We start from the raw sequence: 22,918 nt of genomic DNA on the forward strand, positions 1-22,918 counted from the left end.
AGGAGTGAAACGAACGTCATCGCAATGCTTCAATGACTGTTTCACTCCCGCTACGTTGATTCACTTCATATTGACAAGCACGCGGAATCACTTATCACCGACTGCGCTTTCCATTTAATAAAATAACTGTAATTTGATATTCTAACTTTTAAAATTCATTTATTTTAATAAAAGTGAATATGAGATTATACGTGTTTATCTAATACTTGTGCTAAGTTTTCTTTTGGTTGGAATCCAACAACTTTGTCTACGGGTTGACCGTCTTTAAATACGATTAATGTTGGAATACTCATTACTTCAAATTTTGCTGCTGTTGCTTGGTTTTGGTCAACATCTAATTTTAAAATATCAGCTTTACCTTCATAGTCACTTGCTAAGTCTTCTAATACAGGTGCAATCATTTTACATGGGCCACACCAAGTTGCCCAAAAGTCTACTAACTTAACACCTGATTGAATTTGTTCGTCAAAATTGGAATCTTTCACTTCTATTATTGCCATAGGAAGTTTCCTCCTTAAATATCGTGTGATGTTAAAATTATAACAAATTGTATACCTGATTTCATTATCATTGCTCAATTATTTCAATGTTGCGACTGTGACGCCAAATCCACCTTCACTTGGCATGCCACCTCTGAACGCCGCCACGCTTTTATGACGTTTCAAATGTTGTTGCACGCCTTTTTGTAATGCACCCGTCCCTTTACCGTGAATAATATACACATCTTCATAGTTACTGAGCACGGCTTGATCGAGATACTGATCGAGCGCCACCATCGCTTCATCATAACGATAGCCTCTTAAATCTAGTTCCATTTTTACAGTAGAACGATTCGTACGTGTGACCACTTTTTTCGGTTGCTCTTTAGCCTTTTCTTTTTTCTCAAGGTCACTTAATGGTAATTTCATTTTAATAATACCCATTTGAACGACCGCTTCTTCATCACTCAAGACTTCAAGCACTTCTCCTTTTTGACCGTAAGAAAGCACTTTGACTTCGTCGCCAGCTTTAATTTCATCCCATTTTTGCTTTTGCACGTTTTGTTTAATGGATTTTGCTTCATATTGATCTTCTAGGCGTTTACGTTGATCAATGAGCTCGTGTTCCTTCACTTCTACACCTTTTTGATCACGCATGTCACGTAATGATTTCAAAATATCATCCGCTTCCTCCATCGCTGCTTTGACACGTTGATTTGCTTTATCTTTCGCTTCTTCAATTAAACGAGATTCCATATTTTGATACTGTTCATATGCACGTGATAAGTCGTTATGAATTTGTGAAGCTTCACGCACCAGTCGATCAAGTTCAATACGCTGATCATCCACACGTTTCGCATTTTTTTCAAGCGACGCAATCATTTCATTAATTTCTTGTTCATCTTGACCGATCATAGATTTTGCATGGTTAATGATTTTCAAACCGAGGCCTAAACGTTTCGAAATATCAAATGCGTTTGAACGTCCTGGCACACCCATTAAAAGCTTGTAAGTCGGGCTTAACGTATCCACATCGAATTCCACACTTGCGTTCATGACACCTTCGCGATTGTAACTGTACGCTTTCAACTCAGGATAGTGCGTCGTTGCCATAACAAGCGCGCCCATACCATGCACGTGATCTAAAATACTCATCGCGAGTGCCGCACCTTCACTTGGATCAGTCCCAGCACCGAGCTCATCAAATAAAATCAAGCTCTTGTCATTGGCTTCTTCTAAAATATTTACAATCGTTTTCATATGAGAAGAAAAGGTAGACAATGATTGTTCAATCGACTGTTCGTCACCAATATCACAAAAGACGTTATCAAACACGCTTAACTGACTGCCATCCAACGTTGGAATTAACAAACCAGACTGTGCCATTAGAATAATTAAACCTAACGTTTTTAATGTCACTGTTTTACCACCTGTATTCGGACCGGTAATAATAACAGTTTGAATAGACGACTCAAATTCAATCGTATTCGCAACAACGGTGTCTCGGTCTAGTAATGGATGAAATGCTTTTGGCAAATACACTTGGCGTTGTTCTGAAAATGTCGGCTTTGTCCCTTTAATTTTAGCCGCATAACGCGCTTTCCCAATTAGAAAATCTAAATGTCCCATCACTTGTTCAGAAATCAGACACGCTTCTGCTTCTTCTGCTACTTCGGCCGTTAACTCAGCAAGTATGCGTTGGACTTCCGTTGCTTCCTCACTACGTAAACGACTGATTTGATTGTTCAACTCGACGACTGCAGAAGGTTCGATATAGAGTGTTTGGCCTGAAGCTGACTGATCATGCACAATCCCGTTAAAATCTTGGCGATATTCTGCACGCACAGGAATCACATTACGCTCATTTCTCACTGTCACAATCGCATCGGATAACTTTTTCTGATTACTTGTGGACTTCACCATACGATCTAATTGCGCACGGACACGTTGATTCGTTTTAGCAATCCGACTGCGAATCGACTGCAACTCCATACTTGCAGAATCGAATAAGTCTTGTGTATCACACTTTTGATGAATCGATTGGTATAAATGCGTCAAGACAGGTAACTGCTGCATCTGCCCATCTAAAATCTCATAATTGACCGTTTCTTCATCTTCAACAAGTTGGTTATAAAATGTTTTAAACTGGTTTTGAACTTGAATTAACGTTTTAATCGCATTCAGTTCTTGTACGTTCAATGTCCCACCAATTTGCGAACGCTTAATATATGGTTGCACGCGTGACAAACCGCTCATACTTGGCAAACGATATTGATTATAGATTTGGGAAATTTCATCTACTTCATTCATTTGATGGACGACCGTCTCATAATCAGACGATGGCGCTAATTGTTTTACTTTTTCAATCGCTAAATCACTGATGACCTCTTGCTCAATCAATGACTTCACTTTATTAAACTCCAATATTTCTAACGTTTTTTGTTTCATCCAATCCCTCAATTTCTATACAACAGATTTGGGTTGCGTAATAAATTGTTTAAATGCTTCTCGAGACATCGCATTCACCACGTCTTCTTTTTTGACGAAGCCTTTTTGTGCTGTAGCGATACCGTAATTCATAAAGTTGAGATGGTCCACATGGTGCGCATCTGTATTAATCGTTACTTTCAAACCTGGATTTTGTCGTAACACTTCCGCGCTTAAATCTAAACGTTTTGGGTTCGCATTAATTTCAAGCACGGTCCCTGTTTCGCGACAGAGCTCAATTAACTTTGTCATATTCGGCGCATAACCATCACGACGCCCAATAATACGACCAGTCGGATGTGCAATATGACGCACATATGGATTGCGACAAGCGGCTTCTAATCGCTTCATAATCTCATCTTCCGATTGATTGAAACTTTGATGAATCGCCGCAATGACATAATCGAGTTGAGCGAGCACTTCATCATCGTAATCTAGACGACCATCAGGCAAAATATCCATTTCTGTACCTGAATAAATGTCGATTTCAGAGTATTCTTCATTTAACTTTTTAATCTCTTCATTTTGTTTCAATAAACGGTCCACAGACAAACCATTCGCCACACGTAAACTTTGTGAGTGGTCCGTAATACACATAAATTGATAGCCCTTTTCGATATTCGCTTCTACCATTTCTCTTAATGAAAACGCGCCATCACTCGCAGTCGTATGCATATGAATATCACCATTAATATCATCGAGTGTCACAATTTCTGATAAATCTTTATCAAATTCTGTACCGTCTTCACGCATACTTGGCGCCATCCATTTCACACCAAAATGTTCATAAATCGCAGCTTCACTATCGAATTGCAACAAAGCGCCATCCGGTTGTTCGATGCCGTATTCACTGACTTTTTCGTTCGTTTGTTTCGCAATTTGACGAATTCGAATGTTATGGTCTTTAGAACCTGTAAAATGTTGCAACGTATGGTAAAAAGCAGCAGGTTCAATTAAGCGAAAGTCTACACCAATCGTTTCGTCATCAAAGGCCAGTTCCAGAGATACTTTCGTTTTCCCTACAGCAACCTCTTCCACTTTTTCAGGAATCGCTAACAATTGTTGTTGAACTTCAAGCGGATCATTCGTACTAATAATATAGTCTAAATCTTTACTCATTTCTTTCTTACGACGAAAACTGCCCGCCACTTCAAAACGTTCAATCGCTTCTATCGACTGTAGATGCTTTGTAATCAGTGCATTTAATCCTTTCATCGTGTCAATCGGATAGGCTTCTTTTTTCGCACCCAACTCACGAACGGCTTCTAAATATTTTTCTTCAGTTTTCTTACCAAAACCGTCTAATGCACTTATTTCTTGGTTTTCAGCCGCTTTTTGAAATGAATCTTTATCCGTAATATTAAGTTCTTGATAAAGTCGTGCAATCCGTTTACTACCGAGCCCTTTAATTTTCAATAATGGAATTAAACCACTCGGCACTTCTTCTTTTAAAGCATTCAGTGTAGGTGATTCGCCTGTTTCTAAATATGTGTTGATGACTTCGCCTACACCTTTACCGATATTTTTCAATTCTGTCACATCATCAATTTGATCCATTGTGCGTTCATCTGCTTCTAAACTTTGGACAGCTTTACGATATGCAGAGACTTTGAACGCATTTTCTCCCTTTAACTCCATATAAGTCGCGATTTCTTCTAATAAACGAATAACATCTTTCTTAGTCATCTCATCACCTCATTAAAAAAGAGGGTGAAACCATGTGACAACACATATCAGTCTCAGCCTCGTTCGTCTGTTTTATTTCAAATTCAATGTAAATTCTGATAAAAATGGAATGCCGTTAATAAACCATTGAGCTACTTGTGATTGTGCAAGTGCATATTGTATCATCTCATGCGGATACAATGCTGTGACATAACAAGTAAAATGGATGAAAATGATACCTGAACAACAAGCAAGACATGCGCCTATTATTCTACTGGACCATCCGAGGCGTTGCAATGCAAACACACCATTAAAGCTGCCAATCGCAAAATACAGCATCGTTTTTACAATCAACACGAGCAATAGGAATACGATAACATAATTGAACCGCATCTCTGGTTGCGCGATGTTCATAGCAAATTGGGTATCAAATGCGACAGTTCGTGGATAAGGAATAAACAACCTAAAATAATGACTGAGTGGTTGATAAAATTGAGCTGCAACCCATAAAGAAAAATATGTACTCCCCAAATGTAACACACTGACTTTCCAACCTCTATGAAATCCTGTCATTGCAAAAAACAGCAAGACGATTATAATAAATAGTAGATACACATTAGTGTCCTCTATGTTTTAAACGTTGAATTTCTTCTCGTAGCAGTGCATTTTCTTCTTCTAATAATACGAGTTCATGCATCACATTGACCGCAGTTAGTACAGCTTTGCGCACAGAATCCAGTCCTGCGTTTCTACGTCCCAACTCTCGAATTTTACCATCTACTAAGTCAGCGACATAACGAATGCGTTCAGGATCGTCTTCCCCTAAAATCGTATAGTTTTGATCATTAATCGTTACATTGATTCGGTTTTTAAACTCACCCATCTTCACTCACCTAGCCTTATTATCTTTTTGATTGATCATGGTACATTATACACGAGTTAGGCTTATTTGTGTATCATTCATTGTTCCCGTCTTATTGAATATATGTTACGATTCTAAAGTAAAAAAAGAATTGGAGTGATCAAATGTCCCATATTGTTAAAAAGCTCGATTCGAATGAAATTGAGCAACTCATACAACGACTTCAAGTTGACACACAAAACCTTCCGACTGGCATGCGTGCACGGGCGAAATATGAAGGGGTCACGATCAGTATTTACAATTCACAAAAAGTCATGTTTCAAGGTAAAAATGCAGAAACGCTCTGGCACAAATTGATTGGCCACTCTGAAAGCAAGTCCCTTGTGAAATCGATATCGAAAAAGAAGCAAGCAACGTCGACACATCGAATTCGTTACAATGCACATAGTTGTATCGGCAGTGATGAAGCAGGTAGCGGTGATTATTTCGGACCATTAACTGTATGTGCGTGTTACGTTTCTGCACAGCATGTTCCTATATTGAAAGAATTAGGTGTAGATGATTCCAAACGTTTAACTGATAAAAAAATTGTTGCCTTGGCTGAGCAACTCGTTACATTTTTACCTCATTCTTTGCTCGTATTGGATAACCCGAAATATAATGAGCGCAAACAATTAGGCTGGTCACAAGTTAAAATGAAGGCTGTTTTACATAATGAATGTATTAAAAATGTGTTAAAAAAAGTGGATGCAACTGAAGTAGATTATATTGTCATTGACCAGTTTGCGAAACAAGAGATTTATGAACATTATGCGTTAGGTGCGATTCCGGAACGTCAGAAAACGCAATTTGAGACGAAGGGTGAGTCAAAATCTTTGGCAATTGCGGCGGCGAGTATCATTTCACGGTATGCATTTGTGAAACATATGGATCAGTTGTCGAAGTGTTATCGTATAGAGATTTTAAAAGGGGCAAGTCATAAGGTGGATGTGACTGCGGCAAAGGTGATTGAGAAGTATGGGCTTGAGGTGCTTGATGGGATGAGTAAAAGCCATTTTAGTAATCGAAATAAAGCGTTGGCACTGGTGAATTCAAAGCGTTGACTGGTTTTTGTTTTAGTAACATTTCAAGTAACAATGACGAGCAATCCTTTGGCTGCAGAACTGTGCGGCGCTTTCCTAGGGCTGATCCTTCAACTCAATTCGGCTTGATTGAAATAGGCATTTGTTTGAAGCCGAATTGGATTTTGGGAGCGGTACAGAAATCTCATGTGTAACAAAGATTTCGTCGTACTGCCCCCGCAAGGCTGACTAAACTTCTCAAAAGCGAGCGCATTGAGAAGTCAGACAGCTACTGCGATAAACAGGAACTACTATTAAAGAGTAGAAATCATATTTAGATATTTATTTTATCCCTCAGGAGTCTTGCACTGTTCTTGCAACTTTCGGAGTTTTTCTGTTTGATCGACATGTGGTGGACTTCAAGCTTTTTCACTTTGATTCACTGTGTATTTGCTTTTTTCGGTGACTACTTTCTCGAACAACGCCTTTTGTCATTGAATCCCAACTTCTTAATATTGATGATTCATGTGTTTTTTCTGTTTTTTCAACATGTTGATGACTTTAAGACTTACCTCTTTCATTCACTGTGCATCTGGTTTGCTTTCGAATACTATGGTCATTCATTCACTCTTACGTTTTGATAGACGATTTTTCAATGTTATTCATTTCTGCTTTTGCGTATCAACATTTATACTTTCTTTGCTCGTTTGGACGTTTACATTTTACTTCAAAGTGTCTTTCCATGTATAATAAATCGAAATAATTACGATTTGAGGGATTAAATTGAATTTTACACATGGTTTAACTGAAGCAGAGAATGACTTAAGACTTGAGATGATTCACTATATTTGCGACAACCCAGAAACACCTCTTAAAGTAAAGCCTGAATATCAAACACTCATCGACAAAAATGTTGTGGTTGCTGAAAATGGTGAATTGATTTCTATTTATCCGATTTCACTTAAAACAACGAATAAAAAAGTATACACAAATCAAAATACGTCGCCAGTATTTGCAATGTGTGCGATTGATGCGATAGGTGTGCATTATACGATTCATTCGAATATCACGATTGAGAGTGAAGACGAGTTGATGCACACACCCATCCACCTTGAAATGAAAGACGGACATATCATCAATCGAAATGAACACGACATTTTTGTTTTATACAAAGATGTGCTAAAAAAAGAAAACTGCAATGTTGACTGTTGTCCTTATATTCACTTTTTTACAAGCGAGCAAAATGCCCTAGAATATCTTAAACAAGTTCAATATAAGGGACCTTATCAAATATTAAATTTAGATGAAGCGAATGAAACAGCAAAGGCATTATTTCGATATCAGCCAGTGGAATGTGGCCCCTGTTGTCAATCAACCTAAAATAATGCTGTCCATATTTCTTCCAAAACACAACAACTCAAAAAACACCAAGCAACTTCACTCGTTACTTGGTGTTCCTATTCACATTATTTATCCACGTAATGTTGCGCCTTGTGCTTCTAACGCTGCAAGAATCGCTTCATGAACTTTTGTCACTTGTTCTTCTGTTAATGTATTATTTTCATCTAAGTAAGCTAAACGGATGGCTACTGATTTTTTGCCTGCTTCCATATGCTCACCTTCATAAACATCAAAGACATGGGCATCTTTTAATATTGCACCACCATTTTGATGAATTGTTTGAATAAGGCTTGCGGCACGGACTTCTGACGCTACAACAAGTGCAATGTCACGTGTCACGCCTGGGAATTTCGGAATCGGTTGATAGTTAATATAACCGACTGATTGTTGCATGATTTTTTCGTAATTGAGTTCAAAAACGTACGTACGACCTAAATCATATGTTTTCGCCACAGTTGGATGTAATTCACCTATAAAACCAATTGCTTCACCATTTAATGTCACTGCTGCAGTACGACCTGGGTGAAGACCATCGATTTGCGCTGTTTCATATTCAAAACGTAATGCGAGTTGGTCAGCAATACGTTCAACAATGCCTTTCACAAGATAAAAATCAACCACTTCTTTTTTACCTTGCCATGGATTAGATACATATTCTCCTGTCATGATCCCACTTAAATATTCCACTTGTTCAGGTAACGCTTCACCTTCTTGACCGAAAAAGACATTCCCTAACTCATACAGTGCAATATCTTGATTTTTACGCGCAACGTTATATTGTGTTGCGTCAATCAAATGTGGAATTAAACTTTGACGTAACGTTGAATGGGCCTCACTCATCGGCATTAACAGTTCCACAGTATCGTGCTTGGCAGTAGTAAATGCCGTTGCACGTTCACGATCCACTAATGAATACGTAATTGCTTGTGATAAACCCGCACCTTCTAACGTACGTTTCACGACACGTGTTTTACGTTGACGGTCAGTCAGTGCACCACTTGTTACATCTTCAAATACTGGTAACGTCGATGGAATGTTATCATAACCGTAAATACGGGCAATTTCTTCAATTAAATCCGCTTCAATTGTAATATCGCGACGACGTGATGGGACTTTTACATGAATGTCGTTATTCGTAATTTCTGTGTTAAAGCCGAGTTGTTCAAATACACGTACGATATCTGCTTCCGTCAAATCGAAACCGACTGTACGATTCACTTTATCCGCTGTAATTGTAATATCTGTCACTAATGCACCTAAATCACCATCTGTCACACGTCCGTCTAACACTCGACCTTGAGCCAATGTTTCAAGTAAGTAACATGCGCGGTCCACAGCTTCATTTAAAAATTCTGTCGCAATGCCTTTTTCGAAACGGCTTGATGATTCGCTACGCAAGTTTAAACGACGTGATGTATGACGAATCGCAACTGGGTTGAAAATCGCGCCTTCAACAACAACATTTTTAGTTTCTGGTGTAACTTCAGAGAAATCGCCACCCATCACACCACCAAGTGCAATCGGTTGTTGACCATTGGTAATGACGATATCGCTTGATAATAATTCGCGTTCCTGATCATCTAACGTAGTCATTTTTTCATTTTCATGAGCGAGTCGAACGACAATATCGTTTGAACCGATGTGATCTTTATCAAACATGTGCAACGGTTGACCGTATTCTAACATGACATAGTTTGAAATATCGACGACGTTATTAATTGGACGAATACCCGCTTTCATTAGACGTGCTTGCATCCATTCAGGTGACGGTGCGATTTGGACATCTTCAACGACGCGTGCACTGTAGTAAGGGACTTGTGTCGTATCTTCAACTTTGACCGTCAATGTTTCATGCGCTGCTTTCGCCTGTGCTGTCACTGTTGATTCTGGTTTACGAACTTGTTTATCGTACAATGCGGCTGCTTCGTACGCTGTGCCGATCATACTTAATGCATCAGCACGGTTCGGTGTTAAATCAAATTCCATCATTTGATCATCTAAATATAGCGCTTTTAATGCATCTGTACCTGGTTCAATGGCAGTCGCAAATTGATAAATGCCATCTTCAAACTTTTTCGGTACAACATTGCTTGGCAGACCGATTTCTTGAAGTGAACAAATCATCCCTTCAGACACTTGACCACGTAATTTGGCACGTTTAATTTTAATACCGCCTGGTAAACGACCGCCTACTTTTGCGACGATGACTGTTTGACCTGCACCTACATTCGGCGCACCACAAACAATTTGTACAGGTGCCGCTTCACCGATATTCACTTGGCAAATGTTAAGTTTATCTGCATCTGGATGTGGTGCAATTTCTTCAACATAACCGACCACTAAATTTTTAATCTCTTTTGTAAAGTCTTGAATATCATCAACTTCAATTCCTGTACGCGTAATACGTTCCGCCAACGCCTCGATTGAAACATCTAATTCAACATATGTTTCTAACCATTCTTTAGATATTAACATGTTGTTCACCTCTATCTTCTACTGCTTTAAATTGATTTAAGAAACGGATATCGTTCGTGTAGAAATGACGGATATCTTCAATACCATATTTCAACATCGCGATACGGTCAGGTCCCATTCCAAACGCAAAACCTGAATATTTTTTCGAATCAAAGCCAGCCATTTCAAGTACGTTCGGATGCACCATACCTGCGCCTAAAATTTCGATCCATCCTGTATGTTTACACACGTTACAGCCTTTCCCTTTACATTTAAAACATGACACGTCAACTTCCACAGACGGCTCAGTAAATGGGAAATAACTTGGACGTAAACGAATTTCACGATCTGCACCAAACAATGATTTCGCTAATAATTCAAGCGTTCCTTTTAAATCACTCATTTTAATATTTTCGTCGACCACGAGTCCTTCGATTTGTGTAAATTGATGGCTATGTGTCGCGTCGTCAGAGTCACGGCGATAGACTTTACCCGGACAAATGATTTTCACTGGCCCTTGACCGTTACGTTGCTCCATCGTACGCGCTTGTACTGGTGACGTATGCGTACGTAACAATACTTCTTCAGTAATGTAAAAGCTGTCCTGCATATCACGCGCTGGATGTGATTTCGGTAAGTTGAGTGCTTCGAAGTTGTAGTAATCTTGTTCGACTTCAAATCCTGTCACAATTTCATAACCTAAACCTAAAAATAAGTCTTCAATTTCTTCAACTGTACGTGTTAATGGATGTTGTGCCCCTGTAGCGACTGTACGCCCTGGTAATGTCACATCGATCGACTCTTCTGCCAATTGTTGATTTAATTGTGCTTCAGCAAGTAGCGTTTGACGTTCAGCAATCGCCCCTTCAATTGCTTGACGCACTTCATTGACACTTTGACCATATGCAGGTCTATCTTCTTTCGGCAAGTCTTTCATTTGTTTCATGAGACCTGTCACTTGACCTTTTTTACCTAAGTATTTGACCTTTACATCTTGTAACGCTTTTTCATCTTGTGCTTGTTCAATATCAGTCATTGCTTCATTTTTAATTTGAATCATTGCTTCATTTTGCACCATTGTCATTCCTCCTTTAATTCTTTAACGCCATTCATACTGAAACCTCTTTATCGCACTTCATCGTGTCAACTGTCGGATGTGTCTTTTGTCCTCAATCACAGCGCACACAAATAAAAAAGACTCCGCCCGCACAATTGGGACGAAATCTCTTCCGTGGTACCACCCAGTTTTATGTATCCAAGACACATACACTCTGAATTCATATTGATAACGGATTTTACTTCCGACTTAAATCTCTTTAAGTAGCTAAAAAGGTGAAAAAAACTATGTAGATTGAGTCCAACTCACAGTTCATGTCAGACTTCCCTGAGCAACCTCGATAATAGTTTACGTCTTTTTATCAGCAGTTTGTTGAATTGTTAATACGTCTATTATATACATGCGTTCATCAAGGGTCAACCCAAAGTCTAACCCTTTAAATAAAACATTAAAATCCCTGCAGCGACGGCAACATTTAAACTTTCGGCTTGTCCATAAATAGGAATGATCAAGTTTTGAGTCGTATGGGCTAATAAATCTGTCGCGACACCTTCCCCTTCATTGCCGAGGATGAGCGCAAATGTATCCTGTTGACTAGCGACTTGATGATACGTCGTCGCATCTTGTAATGCTGTCCCATATATCGGTCCTTCAAATGACGACATCCAAGCAGACATGTCATCTACATATTGAATGGGAATGTGAAAGACACTACCTTGACTTGCACGCAATACTTTATCTTGGTAGACATCAGCAGTTCCTTTCGTCATCACTATTAAGTCTAACCCTGCTGCATCAGCCGTACGAATCATTGTCCCGAGATTGCCAGGATCTTGAATACGATCTAAAATTAACACTTGTTTTGCTGCAGTGCCATCCACTTGTGGCTTTTCAATGATTGCAAATATTCCTTGAGGTGTGACAGTTCCTGATAATGTTTCAGCGACTTTTTGCGTAATTTCGTACACTTCCTCCGCCGCTTCAATGAGTTCTGTCGGCACACGGCTCGGCTCAATCATAAACAGTTGCGTCACTTTAATTTGACTTTGGACCGCTTCTTCAATTAAATGAAACCCTTCTAGAATTGCAAGCCCTTGCTTATCGCGTTCTTTCTTCTTTTTTAATTTATTGTAGTTTTTAATTTTCGGATTTTGTATCGATGTGATGGTTTCCATGTTTACTTCATCTCACTTTTTCTTATATCGTCAAATGCTGTTTTTTTGCGCTGAACTCTCTTTTTCCTTTTTAAATATGCTGTTTTTCTTTCATGGCACGTCTTCTTTCGTTCTTGAACATGTTGCTTGCTTACGATTGCCGTCACTTTCTTTTTTTGAACATGTTGCTTGCTTACGATTGCCGTCTTGGACTCGCGTTCCCAGGGGCTGAGGGGAGGTTGTGACAAAAGCGCTTAGGATTTGAGCAGAACCGAGCGATGAGCAAAATTGATTTCCAAATTTTGCCGAAATCGCGGGAGTTCTGTCGAAAATCCTGCTTTTGGAACACCGTTTATTGATTCCCAGCGCACCCATTCATTGTGGATTTTGGGAGCAGTACAGAAATCTCATATGCAACAAAGATTTCGTCGTACTGCTCCCGCAAGGCTGACTAGACTTCTCAAAAGCGTATGCATTGAGAAGTCAGACAGCTACTGCGATAAACAGTAACCACTATTAAAGTAAAGAAGTCAACGTCAGCAGTATGCACGCATTCCCTCGGGGGTCTCGTCTGTCCGGCAATCTTGCAAGAACAGAAGCAAGGAAAGAGAGCACTCCCGTTCAATCGACTCAGTTAACGTCATCTAAACAGCTACTGCGTCAAACACTGGACAGAATGAATTCAATAGCTTCTTGTTCGAATTTAAGTACATTTTTCTCGGGAGTCTCACCCATTTTGGCAAACTTGCATAAACAAAAGTAAGGAAAGAGAGCACTCCCATCTAATCAACTCTGAAAAAGCCATCAAAAAGTTCACTCTCTTCAACTTATTTTTTTGATTGCGTTAGGATTTGAGCAGGACCGAGTGAAAAGCAAAATTGGGCACCAAATTTTGCCGAAATCGCGAGTGTTCTGTCGAGATTCCTGCTTTTGAGACATCGTTGATTGACAGATACTTCGCTAAATGATGTCCAAACGCCATGCTTTATGATTAAGAAAGAGGCTAGGAAAAATTAATCTCCCAGCCTCTATTTTACGCTCTTATCCAGTTACTGTAAAAAGTCTATTATTTAGAAACGACTTCTTCACCTTTGTATGAACCACAGTTTGGACATACACGGTGAGATAATTTTAATTCACCACAGTTTGGGCATTCTTGCATACCTGGTACTGCTAATTTAAAATGTGTACGGCGTTTGTTTTTTCTTGTTTTAGAAGTTCTTCTTTTTGGTACTGCCATGGTTAGTTAATCCTCCCTTTTATTCGATTCATTTGACGCATCGTAGTTCAAAAAACTTAGCGTGCATGATTACTATCATCGTATAATTGTTGTAATTTCTGAAGCCTTGGATCGACATTCACATGTGATTCATCTTGAGATGGGTCGTTATCCAAATTATCTTCGTCAATAACTTCCCAACCTTGACCACCAGTAAGCATTTGATCGCTGTCATCCGCAACGACACGCATTGGTTTCTCAAGCATAACAATCTCTTCGGCAATTTCGCGAAGATCAATCATACCATTAGTGACAAGATGATAATGTTCATCGTCCTCATCCTCATACAAACCATCTAAATCAAATACTTCCGTTGTTGTTGCATCCAATGGCACATCTACAGGCACTAACGTACGCGCACACGCCATCGTATACTGCCCAGTTAAATGCATTGTCGCTACAACCTCATTCGATTTAACAATCAACTCACCCTCGATATCAATCGGTGACAAGTCTAATAGATCCAAGTTTTGAATCAGATGGTTAAACGTTACGGTCTGATTAAATTTAAAAGGTTGTCCTTGGTATTTTCTCAATTGTGTTATTGACCACTTCATATGGCTTCACCTCTAACAAGCACAAAATTTATTTTAACTATTGATAGTTAAGTTGTCAAGATTTTTTCTTAACATCTTAAGTTCTGATACAATATTCATAATGAGACACGAAAGGACAGAATGCAAATGAAAAGTGTCGCAATGATTACAGAATATCACCCTTTTCATCACGGCCATCTCTATCATGCGCAACAAAGTAAAAAACTTTCTCAAAGTGACGTTACGATTGCCATCATGAGCGGCCAATTTATGATGCGTGGAATGCCCGCAATGTACAACAAATTTAAACGTGCACAAATGGCTACAGTAGGCGTTGATTTAGTCGTAGAAATGCCTCTAGTCGGCTCATTGTCGTCAAGTGACATTTTCGCTCAAACTGGGGTCAAAGTGGCAGACTATTTACAAGCTGATGTTTTAAGTTTCGGGAGTGAAAGCGGCGACCTATCACAATTAGCACACGCCGCGCATCAACTCATTCAACTCGAGCAAACATCCGCTTTTCAAACAGCAATCAAGTCAGGTAAAAGTTATGCCAGAATTGCAGCAGAAACATTGCAAAGCGACCTATTAAGTACACCGAATAACATTTTGGCTATCGCCTACTTGAAGCAATTGCAGTTACAACACAGCGCCATTGAACCGATGACCGTAGCGCGTGCACACGCCCAACATCACGATTCTGATATGCATCACGCCTCCATCGCAAGTGGTACAGCGATTCGCGAAGGTATCTTGAGCGGCAATCGGACTTGGCAAAAGATGGTACCAGAACAAAACATTCCATTAATGACGGCACCATTTCATGATCAACAGCGCTTATTCGATTTGATTAAATTCGCGATTTTGCAACATACACCTGAAACATTAAAGCAAATTTACACGATGAGTGAAGGTTTTGAAAATCGTTTGTACCGTGCAGCGTTGTCAGCAACAGATTACACATCATTGATGCACGCATTAAAAACGAAACGTTATACTTATACCCATATTCAGCGGATTTTAATGAATGTGTTGTTGCATTTTCAATATGCTGATGTGACCGAAGACGTCCATGCCGTAAGCGTGTTAGCAATGACGCCTCAAGGACAACGTTACTTGAAATATTTGAAAGCACATTTTCCTGAGCGTCGCATCATTACCACGATCAATCGCGAAACGGCAAAGCTATTTCAAAATGAAGTGAAAGCAACGGGAATTTACAACGTTTTGACGGGCGACACTATGACCGATTTCAATACACCAGTGTACATTGCACATGAGTGAATTTTTCATTACGCTCACAATTGGTATTGATCATTCACGCAACTTTTATTACTTTAAAAAGGCTAGGAAAACATAATGTCCTAGCCTCGTTTGTTTCATCATGTCTCAAATGATTTTGAGTCCGTCTATTCTATTGAAACGCCTTATGATTTTTCTCGTTTAAACTTTTTCAACAACGCCTCTTCTACATGTTTGGGCACAAATTCAGAAATATCGGCATCATATTGCGCAACTTCCTTCACCATACTCGAACTAATGAAAGAATAATCTGTCGAACTCATCATATATAATGTTTCCACTTTATCATTCAGCTTTTTGTTCATTGAAGTAATGCGCAACTCATATTCAAAGTCACTGACCGCGCGCAAACCACGAATAATGGTTGTCGCACCAATTTCGTCACAAAAATCTACTAATAAACCACTGAAGGAATGCACATACACATTCGGCAAATGCGCGACGGACTTTTCAATTAACTCCAAACGTTCATCTACTGTAAACGTCCCTTTTTTACTACTGTTTCGTAATACACAGACGTGCAATTCATCAAAACGGTCCGCACTTCTCTCGACGATATCGATATGTCCTTTTGTAATAGGGTCAAAACTTCCAGGGATAACAGCTTTCGTATTAACCATGACTTTCTCCTTTTTTCAAAACACAAGTGTCAGTTAAACCATAGTGATAGCGTTTGACTTCTTCAAAAAGTGAAGTATCAATGGATTCACGATGGCTATACTCACACACGATGATACCATTTTGCTTTAATAAATCAAATTGATGAATACTCTTCAGCGCTTCATCAATCAATCCTTTTTCGTATGGTGGGTCAAGAAAAATTAAATCGAACTGAATTTCTCGTTTGTTCAACGCTTTTAACGCACGGTCCGCATTGTTTTTATATACTTCTGCCTGATGTGTTAAGTCCAACTTTTTCAAATTGTGTTGAATGACTTTAACGGCACGGATATTTTGATCGACAAAAATGACTTTGTCCATCCCACGTGAAAGTGCTTCGATGCCTAAACCGCCACTCCCAGCAAACAAATCGAGCCCGAGCCCTTCAACTGTATGTAAACTATTAAAAATACCTTCCTTCACTTTATCCATCGTCGGTCTCGTATTGCGCCCTTCTATTGTTTCGAGTGATTTACTTTTATGTTTTCCTGCGATGACACGCATGTTTTTACACTTCCAATCCGATTTCATTTTTAATATACTTTGATTTAAGAGGAGGAATCCAAATGCAACAATCTTTTATCGTTTTAGGACACGGATTGACGGATCTATACGAATTTAAAACGCTCATCGACTATAATCACGAACGTATCGATCGCATCGTCTTTTTCCATACACCAAAGTCCACACGTCAACTGACCTCTGTGGCAATCATTATGCAACCTACTGAAGGACGTAAGTTTCAAGCGATGTATATCATGTTAGATGCCTTACGTTACCCTTATCCTGAAAGCAATCGAAAATACGAGCTCATCCAATCATATGCAACACCCTACCATATCGAAATGGTCGGTGTAGATGTCCATGCACCCGATGACTATCCTGAGCTAGATCTTTACTTTAACTATTTAAAAAGTGTATTACGATTGCAACATTGGATTCCTGCACTGGAATAAGTTTATTCATTTGCTTCTTTTGGATATTCTTGTTTCAAATCTTTATAAGGTGATCCGACAACACGTATGACATATTTCAGTTTCATCAGGCGCGTCACCACATCATCAATATCCTTTTGATTCACATACATCGATACGTATTTTTGTTGTGAATTCGTATAAACAATATGACCATATTTTCGAATATGACGTTCATGCTTCATGTTTTTAAGATAAATGATTATATTTTCACGTTGTATGATATCCATTTTTTCACCTCGAATTTCACAATATTATCGTACCATGTGTCACTCGCTTCGGAAAGTATGAGTATGACGTTATTTTAATGGGAGGTATATCATCATGACTCGCAAATCTCAAATTTTAAAAGGGGCGCTATGGGGTGCAGCTTCTGTGGTAACTGGCGCCTTATTACTTCAAAAGACTACAAAAGCACCTAAACCTCGAGCAATACCGCCATTTTTCAGTGGCCCAGCGCCGTACATCTTCAGTCATCGTGGTGGCATGGGTGAACGTCCTGAGTCTACTGCACTGGCATTTGATTATTCTGTGCAGATGCAATTGACTGGCTTCGAAACTGATATTCGTATTTCTAAAGACGAACAAGTGATTGTCTTTCACGATGCTGAAGTGGACCGTACAACGAATGGTTCTGGTCCGGTTAGCGCACATACACTTGATGCATTGAAAGCCTTAGACGCGGGTTACCATTTTAAAGACATTAACGGCGAGCGTCCTTACCAAAATCACCCAGATGCGAAAATTTTAACGATGGGTGAGCTGTTAGCGCGTTATCCTGAACAACTTGTGAATATCGATATTAAAGATCATCCGGATAGCTATGAAGGCCAAATTGCTGCTCAACGTTTATATGATATCATTGTACAACATCAAGCTGAATCGCGTGTGCTCGTCACAAGTTTTTATCGTGAACAAATTGAACGTTTCCATCAAATTAGCCAAGGCACGGTAGCAATCGGAGCAAGCCAAGCTGAAGTGACAGAAGGTATTTTAAAACTTTATACAGGTTTGAAACATTTTTATCACGGAAAAGCGCAAACATTCCAAATGCCGACACATTTCCATGGTATACCGCTCGTTCAACCGAAGCTCATTCAATGGTTGAACAACACGAATCGAATGCCGGGCTATTATGGCGTTAATAGTGTCGATTCAATGCATCATCTTGTGGCGCTAGGCGTGCATACTATCGTGACAGATCGCCCGTCACTTGGTCGACAATTTCTCACTGCTTATCGCCAACGACAGTCTTAATATAGTGAAGTGGTTAGGATGCATTTCCTAACCACTTTTATACTGTATTCAACTTTCATGCTATTAAACTCGGCATTGACACGTCGCACCCGTGGCACAACCCCCGCCTGTTGTTAATGCTTCAAACAATGGCGTTCCTGCATCAATTTTGACATGTTGTGACACACTCGTCGCAATGATTGTGACAACTTCATCTAATAATTGTTGAAGCGCCGTTTCACTTTGTTTAAATGCGACAACAGTATGATGCATCTCGTATGCCCGTTTCAACCGTCTTGTCGTTAACATTACTTCTTGGTAGTTTGGGTGATACCGCCCAAACCGTTGCACTTCATCATAATTGATTTTACTTTTCAAAAACTGACCATATAACCGTTGTGCTTCTCGATCTTCTACTAATGCTTGTTTCGTTTTTTGATAGGCGTCAAATAATTCAGAGTGCCGAATTTGATCGGCTAAGTCATCCGTTTGATCAAGAATTTGCATCAATTGTTCATCATACATCTCACGAATTCTCCCCTTTCTCTAAAAAGATGAGCATATAATATTGACGTTGAACTTCTCCGCCCATTTCAGCATATTTTGAATTTAACATGCGTGAACGGTGAACATCTGAATTGACCCAACTGTGCACTAACGTAGGAACGTCATTAAAATTATACCCTACATTTTGAGAGACAGATTGATAACTGAGCGGCGTTTGTTTCATCAAATTAATCAAATTCTCTTCTGTAAATTCTGTGTTTTTTTGATTGCCATTATTAAACAAATCCACCGTCGCAACACTTTCAAGCATATCATTCACTTTTAAAGGTTGACGTGCATTCAATTGACGCATTTCATTCGTTAATTCGTATAACGTGAGTCGTTCATTTACATTTTGATCTGCAGGACGCACATCTTCTTCCGCTGATGCTTCTGATTCTTGGGATGCCGTTTCTTCATTATTTTGCGCATAAGGATTGATATCTGCCAAAGCTTCTTTATCTAAATAGCGTAATCCGAGTACTTTATTTTTTTGTTGATCAATAAACACTTGCGCAAATGTATCATCAAACTGGATTAAAGCTTGTGTTTTAACGTCTTTATCCGATAGTTCGTAATGATACGTTTGTCCATTCACTTTAAATTGAGGCTCTGTATTGATCGAAAATTTATCAAACAAATCAGACGCTTGTTCATTTATTTTAATTGGTCCTGTTAATTTGTCCGTATTTTGGCCCGTCACATAAACAGACTTCACTTTGTCATCTTTAACCGCAAAAATCATGTAACGTTTGTCACCTTTATAAATGTATTTATGGTAGCCTTGCTGAAAAGCATAAATTCTATCTGGAGTGCCAAATTGTGAGGTGATTTGATTGAGTGATTTGCCGATATAAGTCCCAACACCACTTTCCAATGGCGGATTCTGTCCCTCATTTTGGTTCACATTTTTAGGCTTTTCTGGTTGTTGATGATTGGCACGATTTGGATTCTCTAACACATCAAATTCAAGTTGAGGGGAATAAAATAAATAGACTAAAAAGCCAACTAACAACAATACTGCTAATACTTTAATCAATTTTCTTTGCATACGTTCCCCTCTTTTTCATATCATTTTAACCCTATTAGTATAGATAAAAACTCTCTTATTTCATTATCCGCCCTTAAGACTCACTTTTCATTATAAAAACATTCATATACTTTGTGAATGATTAAAATTCAAATCATCCAAACTATTGATTTCACTTTATCGTATCACTGTTGAAAAAGACTTTCTACTATAAACAAAATAGACGTTGAAATTTTGTCATGGACACATACCAAACTTCGTCACCTTGTTACATGGTTCAATTGAAGAACAATGACAGTTGCGTCCTAAACGCCACCACTATATACCTCATGTTCTCTATAAATTCTACACATTTAATTAGATTATCGAAATAGCTTGATGACGGTTTTTATAAACAATTTCTTATTTATTCACTATAGTTTTTAAAAGCCTTTCCATTTACAATTAATTGTTTAAGTGGTATACTTTTTATATCAAATGAAGGAGGTATTAGAACGATGAAAAATTTATTCAGAGTTTCAGCACTTTCCGTTTCACTTGGTTTAGCGGGGTTACTCGGCACTCAAGCACAAGCAGCAGAGGAGACGCCTACTACACAATCAGACGATTTTGATGTTGTATCATATGATCGTCACAAAAACTTATCTTCTATTTACGATGTGATTACACAACGAAGAGCTCAAGAACGTCAACAGCAACAAGCCGCTACAACGCCAACTGCTTCAGACGTTACTAACACTGTCGCATACAAAAATCGCAGCAACTTATCTTCTATTTACGATGTAATCACACAACGAAGAGCTTTAGAACGTCAACAACAACAAGCAGCACAGCATCAAAAAGAAATTCAAAATAATTAATACAGCTGAATCGTGCTATGGGGCGCTGTTGTAAAACACTTCCCCCCTTAACATAGCGTATCATTCAAAATAGAGTGAATTGAAACCATAAGAGGTAAGACACGTCCCTGTGTTTTGCCTCTTTTTTTAATGAAATTGCGTAAAATGACGATAGGTGTGATTTTTTTGATTACCCTCCACTGAATATACGACACTCATGAGACAGTTGTCAGCTATGCGCACATTACACATAAAAAAACAACAGATGAAAAATCATCTGTTGTTTTTTTATTATAAACCAAATGTTGCTTTAATCAATGACGTCGTTTCGCCACCAGGATAAAGCACATAAAGTAAAATATATACCGCCACACCTGTAATTGCTGTGAAAAACCAAATCACTGATGCGACAGGTCCGATTTTACGGTGAACACTGTAACGATCTTTTAAACCTGTAAAAATTTGGATTAAACCAAGTACTGCTCCCACTGTTGCTAATGTAATATGGAAAACCAAGAAAATCGTATAATAAACTTTTACTGAATCCGGCCCTCCAAATGCTGTATTACCAATAAAGATAGTACGACTCGCATAAATTGTAAAAAAGACCACTGCGAAAATAGCAGCCCACAGCATCGTTTTTTTATGACGCTCAATTTGACGTTTCCAGATGAGGCGCCATCCGATAGCGACTAAAATGGCACTAATTACAATACAAGTTGTACTTAACGTAGGTAAAATAGGTACATTCATTTTATTCATTCCTCACTCGTAGATCTTCTAAATTAATTGTATTAAAGAAATCACGACAACAAGTGCAAAAAATAGAACAAGATAGTTTAATGAGTAAATAAACATTTTTGTTGCCCATTTTGTTTCATTCGCTGACGATTTAAAACTTGTAAGCCCTAATGCAATCCATCCGACGTTCAGTAACGTAGCTAACACGACGAAGATCACACCTAAATCTTGCATTAAAAATGGAAGTGGTAATAATGCGATCAGCCATAAAAACATGCCAACACGTGTACGCGAAAAGCCTTTAACAGATGGTAACATTGGAATGTGTGCTGTTGCATATTCATCTTTACGTTTAATCGCTAATGCGTAAAAATGAATCGGCTGCCAACAAAACACGACTAAAAATAATGCCCAAGCCATCAAACTTAAGTGACCATCAATCGCGACCCAACCGATTAATGGTGGTACCGCTCCAGGCACACTACCTACCACAGTATTCCATGTCGTATGTCGTTTTGACCAAATGGAATAAAATGAGACATAACCAACGATACCAACGAGTCCGATAACACCGGCTTGCATATTCAACATGAACAATAATATTTCACCAACGACCATCATACCAAAGCTTAATACCAATAAATGACGATCTGAAATACGATGGTTAACAGTTGGTCGATTTTGTTTACTTGGCATTAATTGATCAATATCTTGGTCATAGAAATTGTTCAATGCACATGCTCCGCCCATTACTAACGTAGAACCAATAATCATCACAATAATTTGTGGAATAGAAGCTAAAAATGCATGATGTGTCATGACGATAGCCAACCACGCGCCCGCAAACGATGGAATTAAGTTGCCTTGAACAAGACCTAACTTAATAATTTGTTTCAGTTCTTTATAAGTAATACGACCGGAAGTTTGTGATACAACCTCTGATTTGGACATCAGTTCCCCCCCCTTAAAATAACATATACATTCATGATATATGAAAGCGTCGAGAATGACTAGTTCAAATGAGAAAAATTTGTGACACTTTAACGACATTCAAAAAACGTCATGATAAATTCACATTTTTCAGTTCAGTTTTTGTTATAATGTGGGTGATGTTGATGAATAGAGATTATTTAATTTGATACATAATGAGGTGTT

Annotated in this window: 23 protein-coding genes; 6 read left to right on the forward strand and 17 right to left on the reverse strand. The window is 38.7% G+C overall.

The window, feature by feature from the left end:
• Positions 1–185: 185 nt before the first annotated feature.
• From trxA to zapA, 5 genes are all read right to left on the reverse strand, one after another.
• On the reverse strand, positions 186–500 hold the full coding sequence (trxA, locus tag EL101_RS09125) for a thioredoxin (protein ID WP_019166355.1): 315 nt from the start codon (positions 498–500) through the stop codon (positions 186–188).
• A gap of 78 nt (positions 501–578) precedes the next feature.
• The gene (locus tag EL101_RS09130) at positions 579–2,927 is read right to left on the reverse strand and encodes an endonuclease MutS2 (RefSeq protein WP_096596143.1); all 2,349 of its coding nucleotides are present in this window, start codon (positions 2,925–2,927) and stop codon (positions 579–581) included.
• Between the two features lie 15 nt (positions 2,928–2,942).
• Entirely contained in the window at positions 2,943–4,652 is a 1,710-nt protein-coding gene (gene polX, locus EL101_RS09135; protein ID WP_096543120.1) for a DNA polymerase/3'-5' exonuclease PolX, read from the reverse strand.
• A 72-nt stretch (positions 4,653–4,724) separates the two neighbouring features.
• On the reverse strand, positions 4,725–5,246 hold the full coding sequence (locus EL101_RS09140; RefSeq protein ID WP_096596142.1) for a CvpA family protein: 522 nt from the start codon (positions 5,244–5,246) through the stop codon (positions 4,725–4,727).
• A gap of 1 nt (position 5,247) precedes the next feature.
• Positions 5,248–5,514: a cell division protein ZapA gene (zapA, locus tag EL101_RS09145; RefSeq protein WP_019166359.1), complete on the reverse strand. Its 267-nt coding sequence runs from the start codon at positions 5,512–5,514 to the stop codon at positions 5,248–5,250.
• Between the two features lie 143 nt (positions 5,515–5,657).
• Here zapA and rnhC point away from each other — a divergent pair, with 143 nt between their 5' ends.
• Both rnhC and merB read left to right on the forward strand, forming a co-directional pair.
• Positions 5,658–6,596: a ribonuclease HIII gene (gene rnhC / locus EL101_RS09150; RefSeq protein WP_096596141.1), complete on the forward strand. Its 939-nt coding sequence runs from the start codon at positions 5,658–5,660 to the stop codon at positions 6,594–6,596.
• Between the two features lie 741 nt (positions 6,597–7,337).
• Complete coding sequence (gene merB / locus EL101_RS09155; RefSeq protein ID WP_164715582.1) at positions 7,338–7,934, forward strand: organomercurial lyase; 597 nt, start codon at positions 7,338–7,340, stop codon at positions 7,932–7,934.
• A gap of 90 nt (positions 7,935–8,024) precedes the next feature.
• Here the strand turns inward: merB and pheT are convergent, their stop codons facing one another.
• The 5 genes from pheT to EL101_RS09180 all read right to left on the reverse strand — a co-directional run bounded on the left by pheT (position 8,025) and on the right by EL101_RS09180 (position 14,456).
• Complete coding sequence (gene pheT / locus EL101_RS09160) at positions 8,025–10,430, reverse strand: phenylalanine--tRNA ligase subunit beta (protein WP_096596140.1); 2,406 nt, start codon at positions 10,428–10,430, stop codon at positions 8,025–8,027.
• Complete coding sequence (gene pheS, locus EL101_RS09165; protein WP_019166363.1) at positions 10,417–11,487, reverse strand: phenylalanine--tRNA ligase subunit alpha; 1,071 nt, start codon at positions 11,485–11,487, stop codon at positions 10,417–10,419. Before pheS ends, pheT begins: the two co-directional genes overlap by 14 nt.
• 407 nt (positions 11,488–11,894) lie before the next feature.
• Positions 11,895–12,641 carry a TrmH family RNA methyltransferase gene (locus tag EL101_RS09170; protein WP_096596139.1) on the reverse strand — a complete coding sequence of 249 codons (747 nt, stop codon included), beginning with the start codon at positions 12,639–12,641 and terminating at the stop codon, positions 11,895–11,897.
• 1,045 nt (positions 12,642–13,686) lie between these two features.
• On the reverse strand, positions 13,687–13,860 hold the full coding sequence (gene rpmF / locus EL101_RS09175) for a 50S ribosomal protein L32 (protein ID WP_014614214.1): 174 nt from the start codon (positions 13,858–13,860) through the stop codon (positions 13,687–13,689).
• Positions 13,861–13,916: 56 nt separating this feature from the next.
• Positions 13,917–14,456, reverse strand: coding sequence for a YceD family protein (locus EL101_RS09180; protein ID WP_019166365.1), 540 nt, complete (start codon positions 14,454–14,456; stop codon positions 13,917–13,919).
• A gap of 126 nt (positions 14,457–14,582) precedes the next feature.
• On the opposite strand from EL101_RS09180, the gene EL101_RS09185 reads away from it, so the two are divergent.
• Positions 14,583–15,719 carry a nucleotidyltransferase gene (locus EL101_RS09185; RefSeq protein ID WP_096596138.1) on the forward strand — a complete coding sequence of 379 codons (1,137 nt, stop codon included), beginning with the start codon at positions 14,583–14,585 and terminating at the stop codon, positions 15,717–15,719.
• A gap of 143 nt (positions 15,720–15,862) precedes the next feature.
• Here the strand turns inward: EL101_RS09185 and coaD are convergent, their stop codons facing one another.
• Complete coding sequence (gene coaD, locus EL101_RS09190; RefSeq protein WP_096543128.1) at positions 15,863–16,357, reverse strand: pantetheine-phosphate adenylyltransferase; 495 nt, start codon at positions 16,355–16,357, stop codon at positions 15,863–15,865.
• The gene (gene rsmD, locus EL101_RS09195) at positions 16,350–16,901 is read right to left on the reverse strand and encodes a 16S rRNA (guanine(966)-N(2))-methyltransferase RsmD (protein ID WP_096596137.1); all 552 of its coding nucleotides are present in this window, start codon (positions 16,899–16,901) and stop codon (positions 16,350–16,352) included. The genes coaD and rsmD overlap by 8 nt, the downstream gene beginning before the upstream one ends.
• 62 nt (positions 16,902–16,963) lie before the next feature.
• Between rsmD and EL101_RS09200 the strand changes: the two genes are divergently transcribed.
• A complete protein-coding gene (locus EL101_RS09200; RefSeq protein ID WP_096596136.1) occupies positions 16,964–17,353 on the forward strand; it encodes a DUF7147 family protein in 390 nt (129 codons plus the stop codon).
• A gap of 2 nt (positions 17,354–17,355) precedes the next feature.
• On the opposite strand, the gene EL101_RS09205 is transcribed toward EL101_RS09200, so the two are convergent.
• Positions 17,356–17,601 carry a YlbG family protein gene (locus EL101_RS09205; protein ID WP_014614220.1) on the reverse strand — a complete coding sequence of 82 codons (246 nt, stop codon included), beginning with the start codon at positions 17,599–17,601 and terminating at the stop codon, positions 17,356–17,358.
• A gap of 94 nt (positions 17,602–17,695) precedes the next feature.
• On the opposite strand from EL101_RS09205, the gene EL101_RS09210 reads away from it, so the two are divergent.
• On the forward strand, positions 17,696–18,628 hold the full coding sequence (locus tag EL101_RS09210) for a lysophosphatidylglycerol phospholipase D (RefSeq protein WP_096596135.1): 933 nt from the start codon (positions 17,696–17,698) through the stop codon (positions 18,626–18,628).
• Positions 18,629–18,691: 63 nt separating this feature from the next.
• Here EL101_RS09210 and EL101_RS09215 read toward each other — a convergent pair whose 3' ends face one another.
• On the reverse strand, positions 18,692–19,132 hold the full coding sequence (locus EL101_RS09215) for a YlbF/YmcA family competence regulator (RefSeq protein WP_096596134.1): 441 nt from the start codon (positions 19,130–19,132) through the stop codon (positions 18,692–18,694).
• A gap of 1 nt (position 19,133) precedes the next feature.
• A complete protein-coding gene (locus EL101_RS09220) occupies positions 19,134–20,204 on the reverse strand; it encodes a CAP domain-containing protein (protein ID WP_096596133.1) in 1,071 nt (356 codons plus the stop codon).
• Positions 20,205–20,680: 476 nt separating this feature from the next.
• Here EL101_RS09220 and EL101_RS09225 point away from each other — a divergent pair, with 476 nt between their 5' ends.
• Complete coding sequence (locus EL101_RS09225; protein ID WP_096596132.1) at positions 20,681–21,043, forward strand: hypothetical protein; 363 nt, start codon at positions 20,681–20,683, stop codon at positions 21,041–21,043.
• 270 nt (positions 21,044–21,313) lie between these two features.
• On the opposite strand, the gene EL101_RS09230 is transcribed toward EL101_RS09225, so the two are convergent.
• Both EL101_RS09230 and cyoE read right to left on the reverse strand, forming a co-directional pair.
• A complete protein-coding gene (locus EL101_RS09230; RefSeq protein WP_014614224.1) occupies positions 21,314–21,775 on the reverse strand; it encodes a DUF420 domain-containing protein in 462 nt (153 codons plus the stop codon).
• Positions 21,776–21,802: 27 nt separating this feature from the next.
• Positions 21,803–22,714 carry a heme o synthase gene (cyoE, locus tag EL101_RS09235; RefSeq protein WP_096596131.1) on the reverse strand — a complete coding sequence of 304 codons (912 nt, stop codon included), beginning with the start codon at positions 22,712–22,714 and terminating at the stop codon, positions 21,803–21,805.
• Positions 22,715–22,918: the final 204 nt, after the last annotated feature.

It is taken from the genome of Staphylococcus delphini (assembly GCF_900636325.1).
GTDB classification, from domain to species: domain Bacteria; phylum Bacillota; class Bacilli; order Staphylococcales; family Staphylococcaceae; genus Staphylococcus; species Staphylococcus delphini.

What these genes read in the sequence shown, in the direction of transcription:
- pheT (WP_096596140.1), bottom strand. Translation starts at nt 10,430, where the DNA reads ATGTTAATATCTAAAGAATGGTTAGAAACATATGTTGAATTAGATGTT.
- EL101_RS09170 (WP_096596139.1), bottom strand. Translation starts at nt 12,641, where the DNA reads ATGGAAACCATCACATCGATACAAAATCCGAAAATTAAAAACTACAAT.
- cyoE (WP_096596131.1), bottom strand. Translation starts at nt 22,714, where the DNA reads ATGTCCAAATCAGAGGTTGTATCACAAACTTCCGGTCGTATTACTTAT.
- EL101_RS09230 (WP_014614224.1), bottom strand. Translation starts at nt 21,775, where the DNA reads ATGAATGTACCTATTTTACCTACGTTAAGTACAACTTGTATTGTAATT.
- trxA (WP_019166355.1), bottom strand. Translation starts at nt 500, where the DNA reads ATGGCAATAATAGAAGTGAAAGATTCCAATTTTGACGAACAAATTCAA.
- EL101_RS09215 (WP_096596134.1), bottom strand. Translation starts at nt 19,132, where the DNA reads ATGTATGATGAACAATTGATGCAAATTCTTGATCAAACGGATGACTTA.
- rsmD (WP_096596137.1), bottom strand. Translation starts at nt 16,901, where the DNA reads ATGCGTGTCATCGCAGGAAAACATAAAAGTAAATCACTCGAAACAATA.
- EL101_RS09130 (WP_096596143.1), bottom strand. Translation starts at nt 2,927, where the DNA reads ATGAAACAAAAAACGTTAGAAATATTGGAGTTTAATAAAGTGAAGTCA.
- EL101_RS09180 (WP_019166365.1), bottom strand. Translation starts at nt 14,456, where the DNA reads ATGAAGTGGTCAATAACACAATTGAGAAAATACCAAGGACAACCTTTT.
- polX (WP_096543120.1), bottom strand. Translation starts at nt 4,652, where the DNA reads ATGACTAAGAAAGATGTTATTCGTTTATTAGAAGAAATCGCGACTTAT.
- EL101_RS09200 (WP_096596136.1), top strand. Translation starts at nt 16,964, where the DNA reads ATGCAACAATCTTTTATCGTTTTAGGACACGGATTGACGGATCTATAC.
- EL101_RS09210 (WP_096596135.1), top strand. Translation starts at nt 17,696, where the DNA reads ATGACTCGCAAATCTCAAATTTTAAAAGGGGCGCTATGGGGTGCAGCT.
- coaD (WP_096543128.1), bottom strand. Translation starts at nt 16,357, where the DNA reads ATGGTTAATACGAAAGCTGTTATCCCTGGAAGTTTTGACCCTATTACA.
- EL101_RS09205 (WP_014614220.1), bottom strand. Translation starts at nt 17,601, where the DNA reads ATGGATATCATACAACGTGAAAATATAATCATTTATCTTAAAAACATG.
- zapA (WP_019166359.1), bottom strand. Translation starts at nt 5,514, where the DNA reads ATGGGTGAGTTTAAAAACCGAATCAATGTAACGATTAATGATCAAAAC.
- EL101_RS09220 (WP_096596133.1), bottom strand. Translation starts at nt 20,204, where the DNA reads ATGCAAAGAAAATTGATTAAAGTATTAGCAGTATTGTTGTTAGTTGGC.
- EL101_RS09225 (WP_096596132.1), top strand. Translation starts at nt 20,681, where the DNA reads ATGAAAAATTTATTCAGAGTTTCAGCACTTTCCGTTTCACTTGGTTTA.
- EL101_RS09185 (WP_096596138.1), top strand. Translation starts at nt 14,583, where the DNA reads ATGAAAAGTGTCGCAATGATTACAGAATATCACCCTTTTCATCACGGC.
- pheS (WP_019166363.1), bottom strand. Translation starts at nt 11,487, where the DNA reads ATGGTGCAAAATGAAGCAATGATTCAAATTAAAAATGAAGCAATGACT.
- rnhC (WP_096596141.1), top strand. Translation starts at nt 5,658, where the DNA reads ATGTCCCATATTGTTAAAAAGCTCGATTCGAATGAAATTGAGCAACTC.
- rpmF (WP_014614214.1), bottom strand. Translation starts at nt 13,860, where the DNA reads ATGGCAGTACCAAAAAGAAGAACTTCTAAAACAAGAAAAAACAAACGC.